The 20,041-nt window shown below is 67.9% G+C and carries 23 protein-coding genes; 17 read left to right on the top strand and 6 right to left on the bottom strand.

All coding sequences use genetic code 11. The features are described 5' to 3' along the window. Positions 1-3: 3 nt before the first annotated feature. The 3 genes from ACW170_RS13315 to ACW170_RS13305 are packed head-to-tail and all read left to right on the top strand — an operon-like array spanning position 4 to position 2,260. Entirely contained in the window at positions 4-570 is a 567-nt protein-coding gene (locus tag ACW170_RS13315) for a shikimate kinase (protein ID WP_492087127.1), read from the top strand. Then, complete coding sequence (gene aroB, locus ACW170_RS13310; RefSeq protein ID WP_492087126.1) at positions 567-1,673, top strand: 3-dehydroquinate synthase; 1,107 nt, start codon at positions 567-569, stop codon at positions 1,671-1,673. Before ACW170_RS13315 ends, aroB begins: the two co-directional genes overlap by 4 nt. After that, a complete protein-coding gene (locus ACW170_RS13305; protein WP_492089184.1) occupies positions 1,673-2,260 on the top strand; it encodes a GNAT family N-acetyltransferase in 588 nt (195 codons plus the stop codon). Before aroB ends, ACW170_RS13305 begins: the two co-directional genes overlap by 1 nt. Here the strand turns inward: ACW170_RS13305 and ACW170_RS13300 are convergent. Beyond that, positions 2,257-2,682: an MliC family protein gene (locus ACW170_RS13300; protein WP_492087125.1), complete on the bottom strand. Its 426-nt coding sequence runs from the start codon at positions 2,680-2,682 to the stop codon at positions 2,257-2,259. The genes ACW170_RS13305 and ACW170_RS13300 overlap by 4 nt on opposite strands. 39 nt (positions 2,683-2,721) lie before the next feature. Further along, positions 2,722-3,180, bottom strand: coding sequence for a tRNA adenosine(34) deaminase TadA (tadA, locus tag ACW170_RS13295; RefSeq protein WP_492087124.1), 459 nt, complete (start codon positions 3,178-3,180; stop codon positions 2,722-2,724). A 12-nt stretch (positions 3,181-3,192) separates the two neighbouring features. Between tadA and ACW170_RS13290 the strand changes: the two genes are divergently transcribed. Genes ACW170_RS13290 through rsmD form a run of 3 tightly spaced genes read left to right on the top strand, consistent with a single transcriptional unit; the run spans position 3,193 to position 5,752 of the window. Beyond that, a complete protein-coding gene (locus ACW170_RS13290; RefSeq protein WP_492087123.1) occupies positions 3,193-4,749 on the top strand; it encodes a pseudouridine synthase in 1,557 nt (518 codons plus the stop codon). A 21-nt stretch (positions 4,750-4,770) separates the two neighbouring features. Then, positions 4,771-5,184 carry a GFA family protein gene (locus ACW170_RS13285; RefSeq protein WP_492087122.1) on the top strand — a complete coding sequence of 138 codons (414 nt, stop codon included), beginning with the start codon at positions 4,771-4,773 and terminating at the stop codon, positions 5,182-5,184. 4 nt (positions 5,185-5,188) lie between these two features. Beyond that, complete coding sequence (gene rsmD / locus ACW170_RS13280; protein ID WP_492087121.1) at positions 5,189-5,752, top strand: 16S rRNA (guanine(966)-N(2))-methyltransferase RsmD; 564 nt, start codon at positions 5,189-5,191, stop codon at positions 5,750-5,752. 7 nt (positions 5,753-5,759) lie between these two features. On the opposite strand, the gene ACW170_RS13275 is transcribed toward rsmD, so the two are convergent. Both ACW170_RS13275 and ACW170_RS13270 read right to left on the bottom strand, forming a co-directional pair. Beyond that, on the bottom strand, positions 5,760-6,332 hold the full coding sequence (locus ACW170_RS13275; protein WP_492087120.1) for a hypothetical protein: 573 nt from the start codon (positions 6,330-6,332) through the stop codon (positions 5,760-5,762). After that, positions 6,329-6,844: an RNA polymerase sigma factor gene (locus ACW170_RS13270; protein WP_492087119.1), complete on the bottom strand. Its 516-nt coding sequence runs from the start codon at positions 6,842-6,844 to the stop codon at positions 6,329-6,331. Before ACW170_RS13270 ends, ACW170_RS13275 begins: the two co-directional genes overlap by 4 nt. 98 nt (positions 6,845-6,942) lie before the next feature. Here ACW170_RS13270 and ACW170_RS13265 point away from each other — a divergent pair, with 98 nt between their 5' ends. Next, positions 6,943-7,269 (top strand): hypothetical protein, encoded by a 327-nt coding sequence (locus ACW170_RS13265; RefSeq protein ID WP_492087118.1) that lies wholly within the window; start codon positions 6,943-6,945, stop codon positions 7,267-7,269. Here ACW170_RS13265 and ACW170_RS13260 read toward each other — a convergent pair. Next, positions 7,214-7,684 carry a low molecular weight protein-tyrosine-phosphatase gene (locus ACW170_RS13260; protein ID WP_492087117.1) on the bottom strand — a complete coding sequence of 157 codons (471 nt, stop codon included), beginning with the start codon at positions 7,682-7,684 and terminating at the stop codon, positions 7,214-7,216. The genes ACW170_RS13265 and ACW170_RS13260 overlap by 56 nt on opposite strands. Before the next feature lie 486 nt (positions 7,685-8,170). Here ACW170_RS13260 and ACW170_RS13255 point away from each other — a divergent pair, with 486 nt between their 5' ends. Together ACW170_RS13255 and ACW170_RS13250 are read left to right on the top strand one after the other, a co-directional pair. Then, complete coding sequence (locus tag ACW170_RS13255; RefSeq protein WP_492087116.1) at positions 8,171-8,884, top strand: transferrin-binding protein-like solute binding protein; 714 nt, start codon at positions 8,171-8,173, stop codon at positions 8,882-8,884. Next, on the top strand, positions 8,881-10,221 hold the full coding sequence (locus ACW170_RS13250; protein ID WP_492087115.1) for a surface lipoprotein assembly modifier: 1,341 nt from the start codon (positions 8,881-8,883) through the stop codon (positions 10,219-10,221). The genes ACW170_RS13255 and ACW170_RS13250 overlap by 4 nt, the downstream gene beginning before the upstream one ends. A gap of 29 nt (positions 10,222-10,250) precedes the next feature. Here ACW170_RS13250 and mutL read toward each other — a convergent pair whose 3' ends face one another. Next, on the bottom strand, positions 10,251-12,149 hold the full coding sequence (gene mutL / locus ACW170_RS13245) for a DNA mismatch repair endonuclease MutL (RefSeq protein ID WP_492087114.1): 1,899 nt from the start codon (positions 12,147-12,149) through the stop codon (positions 10,251-10,253). A gap of 111 nt (positions 12,150-12,260) precedes the next feature. On the opposite strand from mutL, the gene serS reads away from it, so the two are divergent. The 8 genes from serS to ACW170_RS13205 all read left to right on the top strand — a co-directional run bounded on the left by serS (position 12,261) and on the right by ACW170_RS13205 (position 19,990). After that, the gene (gene serS, locus ACW170_RS13240) at positions 12,261-13,658 is read left to right on the top strand and encodes a serine--tRNA ligase (protein WP_492087113.1); all 1,398 of its coding nucleotides are present in this window, start codon (positions 12,261-12,263) and stop codon (positions 13,656-13,658) included. A 126-nt stretch (positions 13,659-13,784) separates the two neighbouring features. After that, the gene (gene surE / locus ACW170_RS13235) at positions 13,785-14,576 is read left to right on the top strand and encodes a 5'/3'-nucleotidase SurE (protein WP_492087112.1); all 792 of its coding nucleotides are present in this window, start codon (positions 13,785-13,787) and stop codon (positions 14,574-14,576) included. Continuing rightward, a complete protein-coding gene (locus ACW170_RS13230; RefSeq protein ID WP_492087111.1) occupies positions 14,573-15,217 on the top strand; it encodes a protein-L-isoaspartate(D-aspartate) O-methyltransferase in 645 nt (214 codons plus the stop codon). The genes surE and ACW170_RS13230 overlap by 4 nt, the downstream gene beginning before the upstream one ends. A gap of 192 nt (positions 15,218-15,409) precedes the next feature. Beyond that, positions 15,410-16,456, top strand: coding sequence for a peptidoglycan DD-metalloendopeptidase family protein (locus ACW170_RS13225; protein WP_492087110.1), 1,047 nt, complete (start codon positions 15,410-15,412; stop codon positions 16,454-16,456). A gap of 180 nt (positions 16,457-16,636) precedes the next feature. Then, the gene (yajC, locus tag ACW170_RS13220) at positions 16,637-16,954 is read left to right on the top strand and encodes a preprotein translocase subunit YajC (protein ID WP_271166406.1); all 318 of its coding nucleotides are present in this window, start codon (positions 16,637-16,639) and stop codon (positions 16,952-16,954) included. A gap of 34 nt (positions 16,955-16,988) precedes the next feature. Continuing rightward, positions 16,989-18,581, top strand: coding sequence for a protein translocase subunit SecD (gene secD, locus ACW170_RS13215; RefSeq protein ID WP_492087109.1), 1,593 nt, complete (start codon positions 16,989-16,991; stop codon positions 18,579-18,581). Next, positions 18,581-19,570 (top strand): protein translocase subunit SecF, encoded by a 990-nt coding sequence (secF, locus tag ACW170_RS13210; protein WP_492087108.1) that lies wholly within the window; start codon positions 18,581-18,583, stop codon positions 19,568-19,570. The genes secD and secF overlap by 1 nt, the downstream gene beginning before the upstream one ends. 36 nt (positions 19,571-19,606) lie before the next feature. After that, complete coding sequence (locus ACW170_RS13205) at positions 19,607-19,990, top strand: hypothetical protein (RefSeq protein WP_492087107.1); 384 nt, start codon at positions 19,607-19,609, stop codon at positions 19,988-19,990. The last annotated feature ends 51 nt before the right edge of the window (positions 19,991-20,041 follow it).

Here is a 20,041-nt window from a genome sequence, read left to right as displayed (position 1 = left end):
CGGGTGAGGCGGCGTGCGAATCCGGGCCCGACCCGCACCATAGCTCTGGTCGGACTGATGGGGGTGGGCAAATCGTCGGTCGGACGCCGACTGGCTAATCGACTGAGGCTGCCCTTCGCCGATGGGGATGTGGAGATCGAATCAGCGGCCGGGATGACCGTGTCTGAAATCTTCGCTGCTCTGGGGGAAGACGAGTTCCGGGCCGGCGAGGCGCGGGTGATCCGCCGCCTGCTGGAGGGGCCGCCCATCGTTCTCGCCACCGGCGGCGGGGCGATGATGAATGCGGAGACACGGGCTCTGCTGAAGGAACGGGCCGACACGGTCTGGCTGAGGGCTGATCTGAAGGTCATCGCCGAACGGGTGGCGCGTCGCGACACCCGGCCGCTGCTACGCGGCAAGGACCCGCTGACGGTCCTGACCGACCTGGCCGAGGCCCGGTATCCAATCTATGGCGAGGCTGACGTGGCCGTGGACGTGGGGCAGGGCTCTCACGGGCAGGCGGTGGACGCCATTCACAAGAACCTGCGCCGGCACTGGCGCCAGAGACGGCGCGCGGAGACGAAGACGTGACGATCATTCCAGTCAGCGGCGGGGCCTTCGCGGCCTATGACGTCGTGGTGGGACGCGGGCTGTTGGCCCAGGCTGGCGAACGGATCGCGCCGCTGGCCAAGGGCCGGACCGTCATCGTCACCGACGAGACCGTGGCCCGCATTCACGCGCCGGCCCTGACGGCGTCGCTGACGGCGGCGGGCGTGAAGAGCGAGATCGTGGCGGTGCCGGCGGGCGAGGGATCGAAGTCCTTCACCCAGTTGGAGCAGGTGCTGGACCGACTGTTGGAGATCGGGGTGGACCGCAAGGACGTCGTCATCGCCCTGGGCGGCGGCGTGGTCGGCGACCTCGCTGGACTGGCGGCCGCGCTGTACATGCGTGGGATCGACTTCGTGCAGATCCCGACGACCCTGCTGGCCCAGGTCGATTCGTCCGTCGGCGGCAAGACCGCCATCGACACGCCGCGCGGCAAGAACCTGGTCGGCGCCTTCCATCAGCCGCGTCTGGTGCTGGCGGATATCGACGTGCTGGCGACCCTGCCGGCGCGTCAGGTGAAGTCCGGCTGGGCCGAGGTGCTGAAGCACGGGCTGATCTGCGACGCGGCCTTCTTTGATTGGTTGGCGGGCGAGGGGGCTGCGGGCGCCGAAGGCGATCCGGCGGCGCTGGAACAGGCGGTGATCCGCTCGGTCGAGATCAAGAGCGCGGTGGTCGGCGAGGACGAGAAGGAGGCGGGGCGGCGCGCTCTGCTGAACCTGGGCCACACCTTTGGCCATGCGGTCGAGACCGAGGTCGGGTTCGACGAAGACGCGCTGGCGCATGGCGAAGCCGTGGCCTTGGGGTGCTGTATGGCCTTCCGCTACTCGGCGCGTGAGGGGCTGTGTTCGGCCGAGGATGTGGCGCGGGTCGAGACGGTGGTCGCGGCGGCGGGCTTGCCGACGCGGTTGGATCAGGCGGGCGTGTTCGCGGCCGACCGGCTGCTGGCCCTGATGGCCGGCGACAAGAAGGCCGAGGGCGGGGCCCTGACCCTGATCCTGGCGCGCGGGATCGGCCAGGCCTTTGTGTCCAAGGGCGTGGACGCGGCCAAGGTGCGGGGCTTTCTGGTCGAGGAAGGCGCGACCGCGTGATGCGGATCGCCACGGTTCCGCTCGAAGATCGGTTCGTGCGGCTGGAGCCGTTCGAGGGCGGTCTGAAAGACGAGGTTCGTGCGGCGCTGGACTGCGATCCCGAGGTATGGGCGGCCATGGTCGGCTCGGCCCAGGGTGAGTATTTCGACGGCTGGTGGAAGAGCGCGCTGACGGCCATGCGGGCCGGGACTCGGATCGCCTATGCGGTGCGGCGGCGCTCAGACGGGGCGGTGGTCGGCACGACCAGCCTGTACGAGATCAACCCGGCCTATCGCCGCTGCGAGATAGGCTCGACCTTTTATCGGCCCGAAGTGCGCGGCGGGCCGAGCAATCCGGCCTGCAAACGGCTGTTGCTGGGTCACGCCTTCAACGCAGGCGCGGTGCGGGTGGAGATCATCACCGACGCCCTCAACGCCCGGAGCCAGGCGGCGATCCTCAAGCTGGGCGCCAAGGCCGAAGGCGTTCTGAGGAAGCACAAGATCACCTGGACTGGGCGCGCACGGGATACGGCCATGTTTGCGGTGATCGATGAAGACTGGCCGGTGGTTCGCGACGGCTTGGATCAACGGCTGGCGGGTTTCGCCTAATCCACCGCCCGGCATTGCGTCGGTTGGCGACCTTCGACGGACCAGGTGGCGAGGACCCCCTTGCCGCGCAGTTCGACGTTGGAGGCGCGGTACCAGATGCCGTCGGCGGCGCGTTCCTGGTACAGGTCGATGGCCTCGCCCGATGAGTTGCGGATGGTGGCCATCTGGCGGGGATTGTCGAAATCGACCGACAGGCGTTCGCCGTTGTCGCACAGATAGACGGTGTGGACGACGCGGTTCAGGGTGCGGTCCTGGACCTCGGCGCCGGTGCGCTTGCGGGCGGTCTGGGCCTCGATGGCGCGTTCCTTGACCTCGTCGCCGGTGCTGGGGGCCTTGTCGGGGTCGGGACCGCAGGCCGTCAGGAGAAGGGCGGCGGCGAGGCCGCTGAACATGATCGACGGCGGCAGGCCCGGCTTGGACAAGGCGATACTCCTGATAACGGCGCCGCTTGGCGCGGCGGTCTAACGTGCGCCGGTCGCCGCCGTTCCCCTCCGTTGACGGAAGAAGGATTTCAGCAAGGCGGACGCCTCTTCGCCCAGAAGACCCGAGTCCGTCGCCGGGCGCCAGTGGCAGGTGGGCTGTTCGAACAATCGAGGGCCGTGGATGACGGCGCCGCCCTTGGGATCGTCGGCGGCCCAGACGACGCGGCCGATTCGGGCGTGGCTGATGGCGCCGGCGCACATGGCGCAGGGTTCCAGCGTCACATAGAGGGTGAGGCCGGTCAGTCGGTAGTTCTGCAGCGCCGTCGCCGCGCCTCGCATGGCGACGATCTCGGCGTGTGCCGTGGGGTCGTGCGCGGCAATCGGACCGTTGGCGCCGGTCGAAATTACCTCACCTGAGGCAGGATCGACAAGAATTGCGCCCACAGGCACCTCTCCTGCGTCCGCCGCCGCTTGCGCTTGGTCCAGCGCCATGCGCATGAACCGCTCATCATGGTCCGCCATACAGACGACAACGACAAGAAGCCCCGCGCCCGTCAAGACGAACGGTCGCCTCGGCCCTTTAAATCCTCCGGTCCTCGCAAGAGCGGCGACGGGACGAAATCATTCGGCGACAAGCCGCGCAGCCCTCGCGAAGACGGTCCCAAGCGGTTCGGCGACAAGCCGGACCGAGGCGACCGGCCGCGCGCCGGCAAGGACGGCAAGCCGTCGTCCGGGTCGGGCAAGGGCGACACGCCGCTGCGCGCCGAGCGAATCGCCAAGACCATGGCCCGCGCCGGCATCGCCTCGCGGCGCGAGGTCGAGCGGCTGATCGGTCTGGGCAAGGTGGCGGTCAACGGTCGCATCCTGGACACGCCCGCCACCCTGGTGACGCGTGACGACGTGATCACGGTGGACGGCAAGCCCATCGGCTCGACCCAGGCGACGCGCGTCTGGCGCTATCACAAGCCGGCCGGCCTGCTGACCAGCCACAGCGATCCGACCGGACGGCCGACGGTGTTCGACGCCCTGCCGGCCGGTCTGCCGCGCGTGATCTCGGTCGGACGGCTCGACCTGGCGACCGAGGGCCTGCTGCTGCTGACCAACGACGGCGAACTGAGCCGGGCGCTGGAACTGCCGGCGACCTCGCTGGTGCGTCAGTACCGGGCGCGGGCGCGGGGCAAGATCACCCAGGCGCAACTGGACGCGCTGAAGGACGGCGTGGTCGTGGACGGCGTCTCCTATGGCCCCATCGAGGCGACCCTGGACAAGGCCAAGGAGTCCAAGTCCGAGGACGGCAAGGCCCCGGCCAACCTGTGGATCTCGGTCTCGATCACCGAGGGCAAGAATCGCGAAGTCCGCAAGGTGCTGGAATCGGTCGGGCTGACGGTCAACCGTCTGATCCGCCTGGCCTATGGTCCGTTCCGTCTGGACGTCCTGCCCATCGGCTCGGTCGAAGAGGTCGGGCCGCGCGTAATCCGCGAACTGCTGGCCGACTACATCCGGCCCGAGAACCTGCCGACCGGCAATACGGTCGAGACGCCCGCGCCCATCCCTGGGCGCCGGGTGTCGACGCCGATCGTCAAGGGACGCCCGGGCTCGGCCATGTCGGACCCGTCGCGCAAGCCCAGCCGTGTCCGCGCCGCCGAAACGGCCCAGGCCGACGCGGTCGAGCGCCGCGAGCGTCCGCCGAAGAAGGAAGGCTGGGCCAAGGCTGCGCCCAAGACCGGCCATCCGAAGAAGAGCTTCAAGCCCCGCGAGGGTGCCCCGACTGACGGCGAACGCCCGGCCCGCACCTACAAGCCGCGCGAGGAGGGTGATCGTCCCGCACGGGCCTTCAAGCCCCGCGAGGGGGCTCCGGCCCGCAGCAGCGACGGACCCAAGCGCGAGTACAAGCCGCGCACGGCGGGCGCCGACTCGGGCAAGCGGGAGTTCAAGCCCCGCGGGTTCGGCGCGGCCTCGCCCAGCGGACGCGAAACCCGGCCGCCCCGCACCGGCGGCGGCAAGCCGGCGGGGCCTTCGGGCGCCAGCGGCCGCGCGCCGGGGGGCAAGCCCCGCACGCCGCGCTAAGAGGCGAACGGAGACCTGACGATGGATGCACGCCTGTCCGGCCGGTGCCTGTGCGGCGCGGTGACGTTCACAGCCACGCCTAACGGCGGCATGCACGCCTGCCATTGCCCCACCTGCCGGCGGCAGTCAGGCGGCATCCTGTTCAGCGTCGATTGCGGCGACAGCGTCGAGGTCCAGGGGGATGTGGCGACCTACGTCTCGTCCGACTGGGCCACGCGGCAGTTCTGCCCGTCCTGCGGGACCGGCCTGTTCTGGCGCGCCAACGACGGCGGGATCACCATGGTCTCGGCCCAGGCGTTCGACGATCCGACGGCTTTTGCGCTGGAGGATGAGTTCTGCATCGAGAGCAAGCCGGCGACCTATGCGCTGGCGGGTGACCGGCCGCGCCTGACCACCGAAGAACTGTGGGCCCAGTTCTCGCCGCCCCAGGACTGACGCCATGCGGATCGTAGCCGGAAGCCTGAAGGGCCGGGCCATCGTCGCGCCGGAGGGGCAGGGCACGCGCCCGACCTCGGACCGGGCGCGGCAGGCCGTGTTCAATGTGCTGGAGCACGCGGCGTGGGCCGAGAGCCTGAACGGCGCGCGGGTCATCGACCTGTACGCCGGATCGGGCGCCCTGGGGTTCGAGGCGATCAGTCGGGGGGCGGGCTTCTGCCTGTTCGTCGAGACCGATGACGGGGCGCGGGGCGCGATCCGCGAGAACGCCGACGCCTATGGGGTGATGGGGCGCACGCGGGTGCATCGGCGCAGCGCGACGGACCTGGGCGTTCGGCCCGGGTCGGACGGCGAGGCCTTCGACATCGCCTTCCTGGACCCTCCCTATGGCAAGGGGCTGGGGGAGCAGACCCTGGCAAGGCTGCTGGAGGGGAACTGGCTGAAGCCCGGCGCCCTGGTGGTGTTCGAGCGCGGCTCGGACGAGCCCGACATCGACACGCCGGGCTATGACCGGCTGGACGCGCGGGATTATGGCGCAGCGCGAGTGCTGTTCCTCCGGGTCGCCTAATCCGGACCTACGGGGCGTCTATTTCCAGCGCCTCCAGCGCCGCCCGATGCGCCGCCATCCGACGGCGGCAGCGGCGGGCGTGACGCAGGTAATAGCCGATGCAGATCACCAGGAAGACGAACATCCCGGCGATGACGGCCCCGGCGGGGCCCCGCGCGGGATCGACCGTCGTCAGGACGACGAGCAGGAAGATCATGGCCGCCACGCTGATGGCGACGCCGGACAGGGCCCAGCGATAGCCGGTGCGGGCCTGGCCCAGGGCGAAGCGAAGCCCGGCCTGGGGCGTCTCGGTCAATAGGCCGGGATGGTCGCGTCGCGCCCAGACGGTCAGGCCCAGGGCCACGAGGACGAAGGCCAGGCCGGCCGCGAGCGGGGCCAGGGGAATGCCGCGATAGGCGCCCCAGCCCACGACCCCCAGCACGACGACCCCGCCGCCCATCTCCAGCCAGAAGTTGAGCCGGGCCAGCCGGTCGCGGCGGCGCAGCGACCGGATGAAATCGGCGTCCAGGCGGGGTTCGGGGTCGGGGGTCTCGGTCCAGGCCTGGGTCAGGTCGGTCCAGTCGTCATCAGGGCGGGTCATGGGCGGACCTCTTGGGACGGTGTGGGGTTCAGCGCCTCCCGCAGCGCGGCCTTGGCGCGGGTCAGGCGGATGGAGACGGCGTTGGGGTTCATCCCCAGCATGTCGGCGATCTCGGCCGGGGCGAAGCCTTCCAGGGTCAGCAGGGCCGGTTGGCGCAGCGACAGGGGCAGGGCGCGCACCGCCCGGCCCAGACGGTCGTGCAGGTCCCGCGTCTCGGCGGCCTCGTGCGGGGTGGGGGCGTCCGAGGGGGCGGCCTCGTCCAGGGGCTGGCGGCGGGGCTCGGCCGCCTCGCGGGCCACATGGGTGACGGCGCGGTTGTGGGCCACCCGGGCGATGAAATGGCGCAAGGGCGCCTCGCCCCGGTGTTTGGGCAGGGCGCGCCAGACGGCCAGCAAGATGTCCTGCTCCAGCTCGCGCCGCCGCTCGCGATCCGCCTCATAGGCCGAGGCGATGCGGCGCAGCATGCCGCCGTGCTCGGCCAGCAGGGCCTCGAAAGTCTGGTCGCGTCCCAAGCGCGGCGGTCTCCGTGAAAAAATCGTCGGTCGGGATGAAAGACTCAGGAACCGGGCGAGACTTTCAGGTCAGGCGTCGAAAAACAAAGGAGTTCGCCATGACGATCGAGACGGGGACGATAGAGACGCCGAAAAAGGGCGTGCTGACGCGCGGCAAGGGATTCCTGAAGGTGCTGGCCCTGTTGCTGCTGGTCGGGGCGATCTGCGCCTGGATCGGCCTGGGGATCGGCCTCTATCTGGATGTGGATCGCGGCGCGCGCATCACCCTGGCCATTGTTGCGGCGGTGACGACCGAGGCCCTGTTCTGGACCACGGCGGCCCTGCTGGGCGTGTCGGTGGTCGAGGCGCGCAAGCGCATCTGGCGCAAGATCACGGGACGGGGGACGCCCGAAGCCGCGCCGCCAGCTGTTCCGCCGCAGCCGTAACCTCGGCCCAGGTCACCTCGAACCCGGCGTCGTCGCCGAAATAGGGATCGGTCACGGCCTGGCCCTCGCGGCCGGGCACGTGGTCGAGCAGCAGGCTGAGTTCCGCGACGCCGTCGGCGGGCGCGATCCGGCGCAGATTGGCCAGGTTGTCGTGGTCCAGGGCGATGACGTGGGTGAAGCGGCGGAAGTCCGCCGGCGTCACCTGCCGGCCCTGATAGCCGGAAATATCGATCCCATGTTTGCGCGCCACGGCCTGGGCGCGCGGATCGGGCGGATGGCCGACATGCCAGTTCCCCGTGCCGGCGGACTCGACGATCAGGTCGAGCCGCAGGCGTTCAGCCTCGGCGCGGAGGGCGGCCTCGGCGAGGGGAGAGCGACAGATGTTGCCGAGGCAGACGAAGAGGATGGAGGGCATGGGGGGCAATCGAAGCGGCGGATGCGGGCTAAGGGTTGCTGAGCTGAACTGGCTGCAACACGCTGGGGACGAAGGACGTGGAGTCTTAAATGAGGCTTCGGCTGATGCGAAACTCAACGATCAGATTGAGAAATTCGCCACGCGCCGCGTGAGCGGTCAAGCCGCCTAGATTGTGCGTAGAGACTGTTGTTGTTAGGGGCAAACCCGTATAGCGCGTTTTAGCAGGGGGAACACATGGTCTCAAAAGTTACGATATCTCTGGTTGCGCTCGCGGCTGGTATTTCCGTCTCCGCTTGTGGTGGCGGTGGTGGTGGTGGAGGAGGCACGGGAGGTGGTGTCGTGACGCCGCCGACGCCTCCGGCCCCCTATGCATCCAACTGTTCGACCACCCCCACCGCGCTTTCCTGCCAGTCTGGCTCGCTCCGGGTTGAGGGTCCCCAAGTCGGCGTTCGCTCTGACGGCGCTCCAACTAACTCCGCGTTTGAGATGTTCACGATCGATCGTCGAGGAACCAGCCAGACCAGCGACGACAGATATGCCTTCAGAAATCTTGCAGGGGCAGCCGTAATCAACAAGCTTTACATTAACCCTGAGGGCCGAACCGATGCGTTAGGTAACGTGCGTGTCGCCACTAATGTTGCGCTTAACATCAGCGGCGATCTCGTGCCCGGAGACGGCAGCACGCTCACTCTCTATGATATCACCTCAGTCCTGCAAGGCGGTTTGGATTACGTGCAACTTGGGCGGATATCGCCTAATCCTGCAAACGGCACCTATACTTATTTCGCTGTCGGTCAGACTCCGTCGGTTGCGATCATGCCGACGACGGGCACGGCGCAGTACCAGGGGGGAACCCGGGGCGAGTATATCAACGGGGCAGGCGTATCCTACGCCACAGCGAGTGATCTTAGCTTGACCGCAAACTTCGGCACCGGCACCGTCACGGGTTCGGCTTCGAACTTTAGGATGATCGACGCGAACAATGCGTCGGTGACCCCGCCCTACAATCTGAACTTCAGCATGTCCGCCACCATCTCCGGCACCTCTTTCTCCGGTTCAGCGACGGGATCGGCGATGACCGGCTCCGTTGACGGCGCTTTTTACGGCGCCAGCTCGCCGACAGAGGCGGGCATTGGTTTCTCGCTTAACGACACAGGCGGCGCGAAACTGGTCGGTGTCGGCGGTGCAAGAATAAGGTGACCTCGGCCTGGTTTCGGCGGTGTCTCCAGTTTGTCGCTGTATTGTTTTTCACCTCGCAGAACTCTCTGGTTCAAGCGAAAGAAGCGCCTCAGGCCACTGAAGCCGCCTCTGCGGAAACACGTGACTTCTCATCGTCTTTGGCTCAGGCATTGGTTTCCGATGACTACCGGGGGGCTTTGGCGCTCCTAGAAACCAGACCAGACATTTCAGCGAGCGCGGACGGTATCCGCCTGAAGGCGGCTTTATTGGCCCGGTTGGGGCGAAACGATGAAGCGATGGCGCTTCTCGAAAGCTGGATGGCCGCAAATGGCGGCGATGCGCTGGCGAGATTTCAAGTCGGGGAAATCCACTTCGCCGCTGGCCGGCTTGCGCCGGCGAGACTCTCTTATCGTCTGGCGCTGTCGGGCGCGCTGGACCCCGCGCGCAAGCAGATCGTGCAAGATCGTCTCGCAGCAATTGAAACGGCGCGGAATCTGCGCGTCTCGGTCACGGTGTCGGTCGCGCCGGACAGCAATTTGAATAGCGCAACCAGCGCCGGCACCATCGACCTGTTCGGGCTGCCGTTCACGCTGTCGGAAGACGCGAGGCGGCAGTCGGGCGTGACCGCGTCGATGGCCGTCGGTGTCGAGCGTCGATGGCCTGTCAGCGAGGCGCTTTCCATTCAGGCGGGAGGATCGTTCACCTTTCTTGACGCGCCAAACCGAACCTTCGATCAGCACCAGCTAAATCTGTCCATCGGTCCAGAATTTCGTTCCGGGATCAGACGCGCCGTCAGCGCGGCGGTGACCTACCGGGAAACCGGCCTGGACGGAGCCGCCTACGAATCGTCTTATGGGTTTCGTGTTTCAGGGACGAATTACCTCGACGCCCAAACTGGGCTTGCCGCCACCGTCTTTGTCGACAGGATAGACAACAGGCGCGATGACGGTCTCGATGGTTGGAGTTACGGCGGTCAACTCAGCCGCACGCGATACCTGGGACCGAATGCGTTATGGCGAGCCAGTCTAGCGACCGCCTCATATGATCTGGCTGGGGCGGAGGCGGACTATGATCTCACCCAGCTGGCGGTGGGGCGGCTTACAGGTTTGGCCTTTGGGGTCTCAGCCTACGTCGAACCCTATGTAAGGCGCCGGGTGTTCGAACGATCATCGACCGTGTTCGGCGTTCGCCGTGATGATCGAGAGGTCGGCCTCTCGTTGCGGCTGTCCAAACGAAACCTGATCTTCCAAGGCGCCTTTCCCTACGTTCAGGTCGTCGCGTCCAAATCCTGGTCCAACGTGCCTCTTGGCGACTATTCTCGACAGAGGTTCGAGCTTGGACTGACGCGGGACTTCTGACGACGCGAGGGGCGATTTGGTCCCTGCCGTCACCGCCGCCCGAACAGCTTCTCCAGATCGTGCAGCTTCAGCTCCACATAGGTCGGGCGGCCGTGGTTGCACTGGCCCGAATGCGGGGTGGCTTCCATCTGGCGGAGGAGGGCGTTCATCTCGGGGGCCGAGAGGATGCGGCCGGAGCGGACGCTGCCGTGGCAGGCCATGGTGCCGCAGATGGCGGCGAGGCGTTCCTTGAGCGACAGGGCCAGGCCGTGTTCGGCTAAATCGTCGGCGATGTCGCGGATCAGGCCCTGGACGTCGGTGTCGCCCAACATGGCCGGGGTCTCGCGGACCAGGACGGCGCCGGCGCCGAAGGCCTCGACGATCAGGCCCATCTCGGCCAGTTCCTCGGCGCGCGAGGCGACGCGTTCGGCCTCGGCCGGGTCCAGATCGACCACCTCGGGCGTCAGCAGGGCCTGGCGGGTCACGGATCCCTCGGCCATCTGGGCCTTCATCCGCTCATAGACCAGCCGCTCGTGGGCGGCGTGCTGATCGACGATGACCAGGCCGTCGCGGGTCTGGGCGACGATATAGTTGGCGTGCAGTTGGCCCCGCGCGGCGCCCAGGGGGTAGTCGAGGGGGTCGATGGGGGCGTGAGGGGTGAAGCGTGGGTCGTGACGGGCGGCGTCGGCGGGCGCCTGCTGGGGCCAGGCGGGCCCGTCCCAGCTGGGTTCGACGCGGGCGCTGCGTTCGTTGAGGCCGGGCAGGACTTGGGCGGCGGCGGCGGGCTGGGACCAGCCGGTCCAGCCGCTGAAGCCCTGGGCCGACGGGGAACTGGGGCTGTAGGCCGGGCCAGAACCGAAATGGGTGGAGACGCCGGTGTGGGGCTGGAACCCCGCCATGGCGTCGGCGGCGACGGTGGTGGAGGCGCGGTGGCCGGCGGCGTGGAGGGCGTGGCGCAGGGCGCCGACGATCAGGCCGCGCACCAGGGCCGGGTCGCGGAACCGGACCTCAGCCTTGGCGGGGTGGACGTTGACGTCCACGTACAGCGGGTCGATGTCCAGGAACAGGACGGCGGCCGGGTGCCGGTCCCGGGCCAGAAAGTCGGCATAGGCGCCGCGCAGGGCCCCTTGCAGCAGCCGGTCCTTCACCGGGCGGCCGTTGACGAACAGATACTGATGCGCCGCATTGCCGCGCGAATAGGTGGGCAGGCCGGCGTAGCCCGACAGGCGCACGCCGTCCCGCGCCTGGTCGATCAGCAGGGCGTTGGCCTCGAAGTCGCGACCCAGCAGGGCCGACAGCCGTTTCAACCGGCCCTCGTCGCCGGGGTGTTCGGCGGGCAGGCGCAGGGCGACCTTGCCGTCCAGCGACAGGGTGAAGGCGACGGCCTCATGCGCCATGGCCTGGCGTTTGATCTCTTCCGAAATGGCCATGGCCTCGGACCGTTCGGACTTCATGAACTTGAGCCGGGCGGGGGTGGCGTAGAAGAGGTCGCGCACCTCGACCCGCGCGCCGTGCGGGCCGGGGAAGGGGGCGGGCGCCAGGGGGCGGGTCGCGCCGCCCTCGACCTGGATGACCCAGGCCTCGGTCGCGTCGCGGGATCGGGTGGTGATCGACAGGCGGGCGACCGAGCCGATGGAGGGCAGGGCCTCGCCCCGGAAGCCCAGGGTGTGGATACGTAACAGGTCCACGTCGCCGGCGTCGTCGGGTTCCAGCTTCGACGTGGCGTGGCGTTCGATGGCCAGGGGCAGTTCGTCTTTCGGGATGCCCTTGCCGTCGTCGGCGATCAGGATGCGCGACAGGCCGCCGCCGTCGGCCTGGATCTCGATATTGCGGCCCCCCGCGTCCAGGGCGTTCTCGACCAGTTCCTTGATGGCGCTGGCCGGCCGTTCGACCACCTCGCCGGCGGCGATGCGGTTGACGGTTTCGGGGGAGAGGCGGCGGATGGGCATGGGAGGGGGAAGATAGGGGGGCGAAGGGATTCGCGCCATTGTCGCCGTTGCCCGACTCCGCGCGGGCGGGTAGAGCGTTCGGCTTCTCCCGCCCAGCCGAAGTTCCAGACCATGCACGATATCCGAGCCATTCGCGAGAACCCCCAGGTTTACGTCGCGGGCTGGTCGTCGCGCGGGGTGGACGAGCCGGACGGGCTGGTGGCGGACATCCTGCGGCTGGACGCCGAACTGCGCCACGCCCAGACCACGGGCCAGGACGCCCTGGCCAAGCGCAACGCCGCCTCCAAGCTGATCGGCGCCGCCATGGGTAAGAAGGACATGGCCGAGGCCGACCGGCTGAAGGCAGAAGTCGAGGCGCTGAAGGGCGACATCGCAGCGGCGGCCGAGGTCGAAGCGCGCGTGGGCAAGGAACTGCGCGACCTGCTGGCGGGGTTGAAGAACCTGGCGGCCGAGGACGTGCCGGACGGCGAGGACGAGGCGGGCAATGTCGAGGTCTCGCGCTGGGGAACCCCACGCGAAGGCGGCCCGGCCAAGGATCACGCCGACCTGGGCGAAGCCCTGGGGATGCTGGACTTCGAGGCTGCGGCCAAGATGTCGGGAGCCCGGTTTGCAGTGCTGAAGGGCCAACTGGCGCGGCTGGAACGCGCCGTGGGCCAGTTCATGCTGGACCTGCAGACGGACCAGCACGGCTATCTGGAAGTGAACCCGCCGCTGCTGGTGCGGGACGAGGCGATGTTCGGGACCGGGCAGCTGCCGAAGTTTGAGGAGGACCTTTTCAAGACAGGTGACTTCAATGTGGCTTTTGAAGAGATAAGCAAAGCCGTCAACGAAGGCGTCACACGCTATGAAAAGGGCGAACCGTTCTGGTTCATGACGAACCTTCGCGAGTCTCTTAACGCTCGTTACCTCATCCCCACCGCCGAAGTCTCCCTGACCAACCTCGTGCGCGAGACCATCCTGTCCGAGGACGACCTCGCCACGCCGATGCGGATGACGGCGCTGACGCCCTGTTTCCGCGCTGAAGCCGGGTCGGCGGGGCGGGATACGCGCGGGCTGATCCGCCAGCACCAGTTCTCCAAGGTCGAGATGGTGTCGATCGCGCGGCCGGAAGACTCCGACGCCGAGCACGAGCGGATGACGGCCTGCGCCGAGGCGGTGCTGAAGGCGCTGGAACTGCCGTTCCGGCGGATGCTGCTGTGCAAGGGCGACATGGGCTTTTCGGCCCAGAAGACCTTCGACCTGGAGGTCTGGCTGCCCAGCCAAGGGACCTATCGCGAGATCAGCAGTTGCTCGAACTGCGGGGACTTCCAGGCGCGGCGCATGGATGCGCGGTTCAAGCGGGCCGGCGAGAAGAAGACCGAGTTCGTCCATACGCTGAACGGGTCGGGGCTGGCGGTCGGCCGGACGCTGGTGGCGATCATGGAAAACTACCAGCAGGAGGACGGGCGGATCGCGGTGCCGACGGTGTTGCAGCGGTATATGGGAGGTTTGACCCATGTGGGCGCTTAATCCTCCCCCATTGGGGGAGGGGGACCGCGAAGCGGTGGAGGGGGCCTGCCGCCCCCGCGACTGTTCCGCCTTGCCCCCCTCTGGCGCGCTTCGCGCGCCTGTCTCCCCCCAAGGGGGGGAGATGGCATGAGAATCCTCCTGACAAACGACGACGGGATCGAGGCGGAAGGTCTTGAATCCCTTGAGCGGATCGCGCGGACGCTGAGCGACGACATCTGGGTGTGCGCGCCCGCCGTCGAACAGTCGGCCAAGGGGCGGGGGATCACCCTGAGCGAGCCGTTGCGGGTGCATAAGCTGGGCGAGAAACGGTTCGCGGTGACGGGGACGCCGACCGATTGCGTCGTGCTGGCGGTCAATGACCTGATGCCGGAGCGGCCGGATCTGGTGCTGTCCGGCGTGAACCGGGGGCATAATATCGGTGAGGACGTCAGCTATTCCGGCACGGTGGCGGGCGCCCTGCAGGGCATGGCCTTCGGCATCCGCTCCATCGCGTTGAGCCAGAGTCTGGAACGGTTCCACGACGAGGTGGTCGCCCATTGGGAGACGGCCGAGGCCTTTGCGCCGGCCATCATCAGCAAGCTGCTGGACCAGAAATGGGCCAACGGGGTGGTGATGAACCTGAACTTCCCCAATCTGCCGCCCGAACGGGTCGAGCAGATCGAGGTGACGACGCAAGGCTTCCGCGACGTGGGCGAGATGCATGCGGTGCGGCGCACCGACCTGCGCGGACGCGACTATTACTGGATGAGCTTCCGCGGCGAGAAGCAGGAGCATGCCGAGGGCACCGACCTGAGGGCCATTGAGGCGGGGCGGATCTCGGTCACGCCGCTGCACATCGACCTGACCCATATGGCCAGCGTCCATGACCTGAAGAAGGTGCTGGGCGGGGCGCCGCCAAAGGCGGTGAAGGCCGCATGAACCTGCACGACGACCGCGCCGGACGGCTGATCCTGTCGCTGCGCCAGCAGGGGGTGACGGACCCCCGGGTGCTGGCCGCGATGGAGAGCATCGACCGCGCGGTCTTCGTGCACGAGAAATTCCTGGACCAGGCCTGGGAAGACCAGGCCCTGCCCATCGACTGCGCCCAGACGATCAGCCAGCCCTATATCGTCGGCTTGATGACCCAGGCCCTGGACGTCCAGCCCCGCCACCGGGTGCTGGAGATCGGCACCGGCAGCGGATACCAGTGCGCGGTGCTGAGCCGGCTGGCCCGCTATGTCTATTCGGTGGAGCGGTATCGCAGCCTGCTGGTCGAGGCCGAGGCCAAGCTGCGGACGCTGGAGATCGACAATGTCATCACCAAACACGGCGACGGCGGCCTGGGCTGGATCGAACAGGCGCCCTTCGATCGGATCATGGTGACGGCCGCCTCGCCGGGCGAGCCGACCGAACTGTTGAAACAGCTGAAGCCGAACGGGGTGCTGGTGGCGCCCGTGGGGCGCACCTCGGTGCAGATGCTGCACCGCTATGTGGGCCAGGGCGACGGGTCGTTCCACCGCGAGAGCCTGACGGAAGTCCGGTTCGTGCCTCTGGTCGAGGGGACGGCGAAGGAGGGGTAGGTAGGCGTGAGTGGTGACTCGTGAGTCGTGACTGAATGTCGCCCCTCGATTCACCTCACGATTCACCTCTCACGAGTCACGCCGTCTCGCCGTTAACCTTCCCGCCCAACTTTGGCGATGATTGCGGGCTTGGCTTGGGCGGCGCGAGCGGGCACACCGGGCGGGCGGATTTAACTATGTGAGGAGCGGCCGGTGGCGGTGATTTCGGGCTGGATGAGAGCGACTGTGATCGCGGGGGCGTCGCTGAGTGCGGCGGCCTGTATGACCTATCCGTCCGAGCCGCAGTATTCGACGCGACCCACGCCGGTCGGGCAGACGGCGGGGCAGGGGGGCCAGCCGCCAGCTCAGCAGGGCCCGTATGGACAGCCCGGCCAGCCCTATCAGCCGCCCGTTACGGCCCCGGTCGGGGCGGTGGAGGGCGGGGCCCTGCCGCCGCCGGTTTCGGCTGCGCCGACCTATCCGGCAACGCCCGCTCCGGCTTCGCCGTCCACCGTGGTCATGCCGGGCGCGGCCTATGTGATCCAGCCGGGCGACACCATCTCGGGCGTCGGGCGGCGATTCCAGACGCCGGTGCAGACCCTGATCGACCTGAACGGCCTGGGGCCGCGTGGAGCGATCAGCAGCGGTCAGAGAATCATCCTGCCTGACTCCGCCGTGGACACAGGGCGCGATCCCTACGCCACCGGGCCGTCGCCGGCCGGGGTGCTGGTGCCGAACACCGGCGTGGTTCCGCCGCCGCCGCCGCCGCCCTCGGGCAATGCGGCCCTGCCGGCCCAGACACGGCCGGTTGAGACCCCCGCTCGTCCGCCGGTCAGCGCCGCGCCGTCGACAACGCCGATCGCGGGCGGTCCCATCGCCTTGCAATGGCCGGTGCGGGGCGATGTCCTGCGGCGGTTCGGCCCGGTGGGGATGGGCGAGCGCAATAATGGGATCAATATCGGCGCCTCGGCCGGCGCCTCGGTCGTGGCGGCCGCCGGCGGGCGGGTGGCCTATGTGGGCGACGACCTGGTGGGGCAGGGGCTGACGGTCCTGGTGGTCCACAACGGCGGCTGGCGCACGGTTTACGGTCATCTGGGTTCGGCCACGGTCAAGGACGGCGACGACGTGCGCGCCGGCCAGCAGATCGGCACCGTGGGCCTGACGGCCGGCGATGGTCGCCCGTCGATCCATTTCGAGACCCGCCAGATGCGCGGCGACGACCCCGTCGCGGTCGATCCGCTGACCGTATTGCCGCGCTGACGGCCGTTCAGGAGCCTGATTCACGCCGTGGGTCTTAGCCGCACTTGGGCGCTGTGCGCTTTCGCCCACGACGATCAGGCTCTAGCCGCGTTGCAATCCGCGAAGCGCGGCCCTAGGTTCCGCGCCTCGTTTTAATGGGGCGCCGACGAGGGCCGCCCCTCTTATGTTCGGAGACTACCCATGGGCGCCCCAGCTGACGGCGGCATGATGGCCGTGATCATGCAGTTCCTGCCGATCGTCGCCATCTTCATCCTGTTCTACTTCCTGCTGATCCGTCCGCAGCAGAAGCGCGCCAAGGAACATGCGGCCGCCATCGCCGCCGTGAAGCGCGGCGACACCGTCGTGCTGTCCAGCGGCACCATCGGCAAGGTGACCCGCGTTGAAGAGGGTGAGGTCAATGTCGAGATCGCCCCCAGCGTCAACGTGCGCGTCGTCAAGACGATGATCGCCGAAGTGCGCAACCGCACCGCCATCGCCGCCAACGATTCCAAGGCCTGAGACCCAAGCGTATCGCTGAACCTGGACTGTCCTCATGATTCAGCTGTCGCGCTGGAAAGTCATTCTCGTCGTCGTTTCGGCGATCCTGGGCTGCCTGCTGGCCTTCCCCAACCTGCTGAGTCCGGCTCAGCGGGAGGCCATGCCCGGTTGGCTGCCGAAGAACGCCCTGAACCTGGGGCTGGACCTGCAGGGCGGATCGTACCTGCTGCTGGAGGTCGATGTGGCGGCGATGCGCGAGAAGCGCATCACCAACCTGATCGAGGATGTGCGCGTCACGCTGAACGGCGAGGGCGTCGCCACCAACGGCTTCCAGCGTGAAGCCGGCGGGGTGATCGTGACCCTGGCCAATCCTGGCCAGCAGACGGCGGCCTTCGAAGCCCTGCGCCAGCTGGCCGGGGCGGCGGGACCGTCGGGTCAGGTCGAACGGACCGCGACCCGCGTGGGTGGCGACCGCATCCGTTTCGCCTATACGGACACGGCCCTGGCAGGCATGGGATCGACCGCCGTGGATCAGTCGATCGAGGTGGTGCGCCGCCGGATCGACAGCCTGGGCACGCGTGAACCCTCCATCACCCGCCAGGGCGCCGACCGGATCGTGGTCCAGGCGCCGGGCGAGAGTGATCCGCGCAAGCTGGAAGAAGTGATCGGCCAGACGGCCCAGCTGACCTTCCAGATGGTGGACAGCGAGAATTCGATCACCGACGCCATGGCCGGCCGCGTGCCGCCCGACGCCGAACTGCTGATGGACGAGCAGGGCACGCCCTATCTGGTTAAGAAGCGCGTGTTGGTCTCGGGCGAGAACCTGACCCGGGCCGGCGTCGGCGCGGACGAGAGCGGCCGCCCGGCCATCGACTTCCGCTTCGACGGCGCCGGCGCACGCCGGTTCGGTGAGGCGACTGCGTCCAATCTGGGCAAGCCCTTCGCCATCATCCTGGACGGCAAGGTCATTTCGGCCCCGACGATCCAGAGCGCGATCACGACGGGGTCGGGCCAGATCACCGGCAGCTTCTCGATCCAGGAAGCCGCCACCCTGGTGAACCTGCTGAACGGGGGCGCCCTGCCGGCGCCGCTGAACGTCGAGGAACGCCGTACGGTGACGGCTGAACTGGGCGCGGACGCCGTGGCGGCGGGCGCCCTGTCCACCGCCGTGGGCTTCGGCATCATCGTAGTCTTCATGATCCTGGCCTACGGCTTCCTGTTCGGGGGCGTGTCGGTGCTGGGGCTGATCCTGAACGGGGTGCTGATCGTGGCGGCCATGTCGCTGACCCAGGCGACCCTGACCCTGCCGGGCATCGCCGGTCTGATCCTGACCTTCGCCGTGGCCGTGGATGCGAACGTTCTGATCTATGAGCGGATGCGCGACGAGGCCCGGTCGGGCCGCAGCGTGATCGCCAGCATGGACGCCGGGTTCAACAAGGCCTGGGGCACGATCCTGGACGCAAACGTCACCACCCTGGTGGCGGCGGCGATCATGTTCGTCTTCGGCGCCGGCCCGGTGCGCGGCTTCGCCTGGACGCTGAGCATCGGCGTCTTCACCTCGGTGTTCTCGTCGGTTCTGGTGGCCCAGGTGCTGCTGGCCTACTGGCTCAAGACCGCCAAGCCCAAAAAACTGCCGATAGCGGAGTGATGGCGATGCGTGGATGGCCCCTCATCAAACTGCTGCCGCAGAAGACGAATTTTCATTTCGTCAAATACGCCCGGTTCGCCGCGGTGCTGTCGGTGGTTCTGTGCGTCGCCTCAATCGTGGCGTGCTTCATTCCCGGCCTGAACATGGGCATCGACTTCCGGGGCGGCGCCTCGATGGAGGTGTCCAAGCCGGCCGGTCAGGTGATCCAGCTAGACAATGTGCGTGAGGCGGTGAACGGCCTGAATCTGGGCGACGTCCAGGTGCAGGGCATCGCCCGCCGCGACACCAATATTGATGATGGCTCAACCGCCATCCTGCGCTTCCAGGTGCCGGAAGGCCGCGACCAGACCCAGGTGGTCAACCACGTCGAGACCGCCATCAGCCAGACCGTGGGCGAGGTCCAGTATTCGGGCGTCAGCGTCGTCGGCTCCAAGGTCTCGGGCGAACTGTTCACCTCGGGCCTGCTGGCCCTGGCCGTCGCCATCGGCCTGATGTTCCTCTACATCTGGTTCCGGTTCGAGCCGCAGTTCGGCTTCGGCGCCGTGATCGGCCTGTTGCACGACGTGGTGCTGACCTTCGGTTTGATCGTGCTGTTCCGGCTGGAGTTCAGCCTGAACATGGTCGCCGCCATCCTGACCGTCATCGGTTATTCGATGAACGACACCGTGGTGGTGTTCGACCGTCTTCGCGAGAACCTGCGCAAGTACAAGACCATGCCCCTGGGCGAGGTGATCGACCTGTCGCTGAACGAGACCCTGTCGCGGACCATCATCACCGGCGTGACCGCCGTCATGGTGCTGGCGGCCCTGGCCGTGTTCGGGGGCGAGGCCCTGTTCGGCTTCTCGATCGCCCTGATGTTCGGCATCATCATCGGCACCTATTCGTCCATCTATGTCGGCGCGCCGATCATCCTGCTGTGGGGCGTCAAGCGCGGCGCCCTGGCCGAGGACGCCAAGCCGATCAAGCTGGGCATGGCCAGCCGGCCCTGACTGCGGCATCCTCTCCCGGAAACGGGGGAGGGTGTGATGGGGCGAAGGCTTTTGCTTGCGGCGATTCTGGCGCTCGGGCCTAGCATCGCCGCCGAGGCCCAGACCCATGTGGGCAAGGACGCCTATCAGGGCCTGCCCTGGTCGGTCGCCGCGCCGCAGGGGGCGTCCTGGACCTTGGTCTGTCGATTTCGACCAGTGACGGTCTGGATCAGTCCCTATGAGCGGGACCGCTGGATGAACATCATGACGCAGCAGGGGCGGGGCGACCGCCATGGACGCCTGCCCGGCGACAACGGCCGCTGCACCTTGACCAAGACCGGCGGCGAAGGATCGGTCGGCATCGCCCTGGTCAAGAACGGCGTGGCGACGGCGGCAGGCACGCGCGACCCGGCGACACCGGCGAAGGTGACGGTGTTCTGAGCCGCGCCAAACCGGGCGTCAGCGGCAAGCAGCCTCGGCCTCGGCGGCGAT

It is taken from the genome of Brevundimonas sp. FV2ps16, from assembly GCF_058681075.1.
The sequence above is the reverse complement of the archived record's forward strand: the minus strand, read 5'-3'. Positions and strand labels throughout refer to the sequence as shown.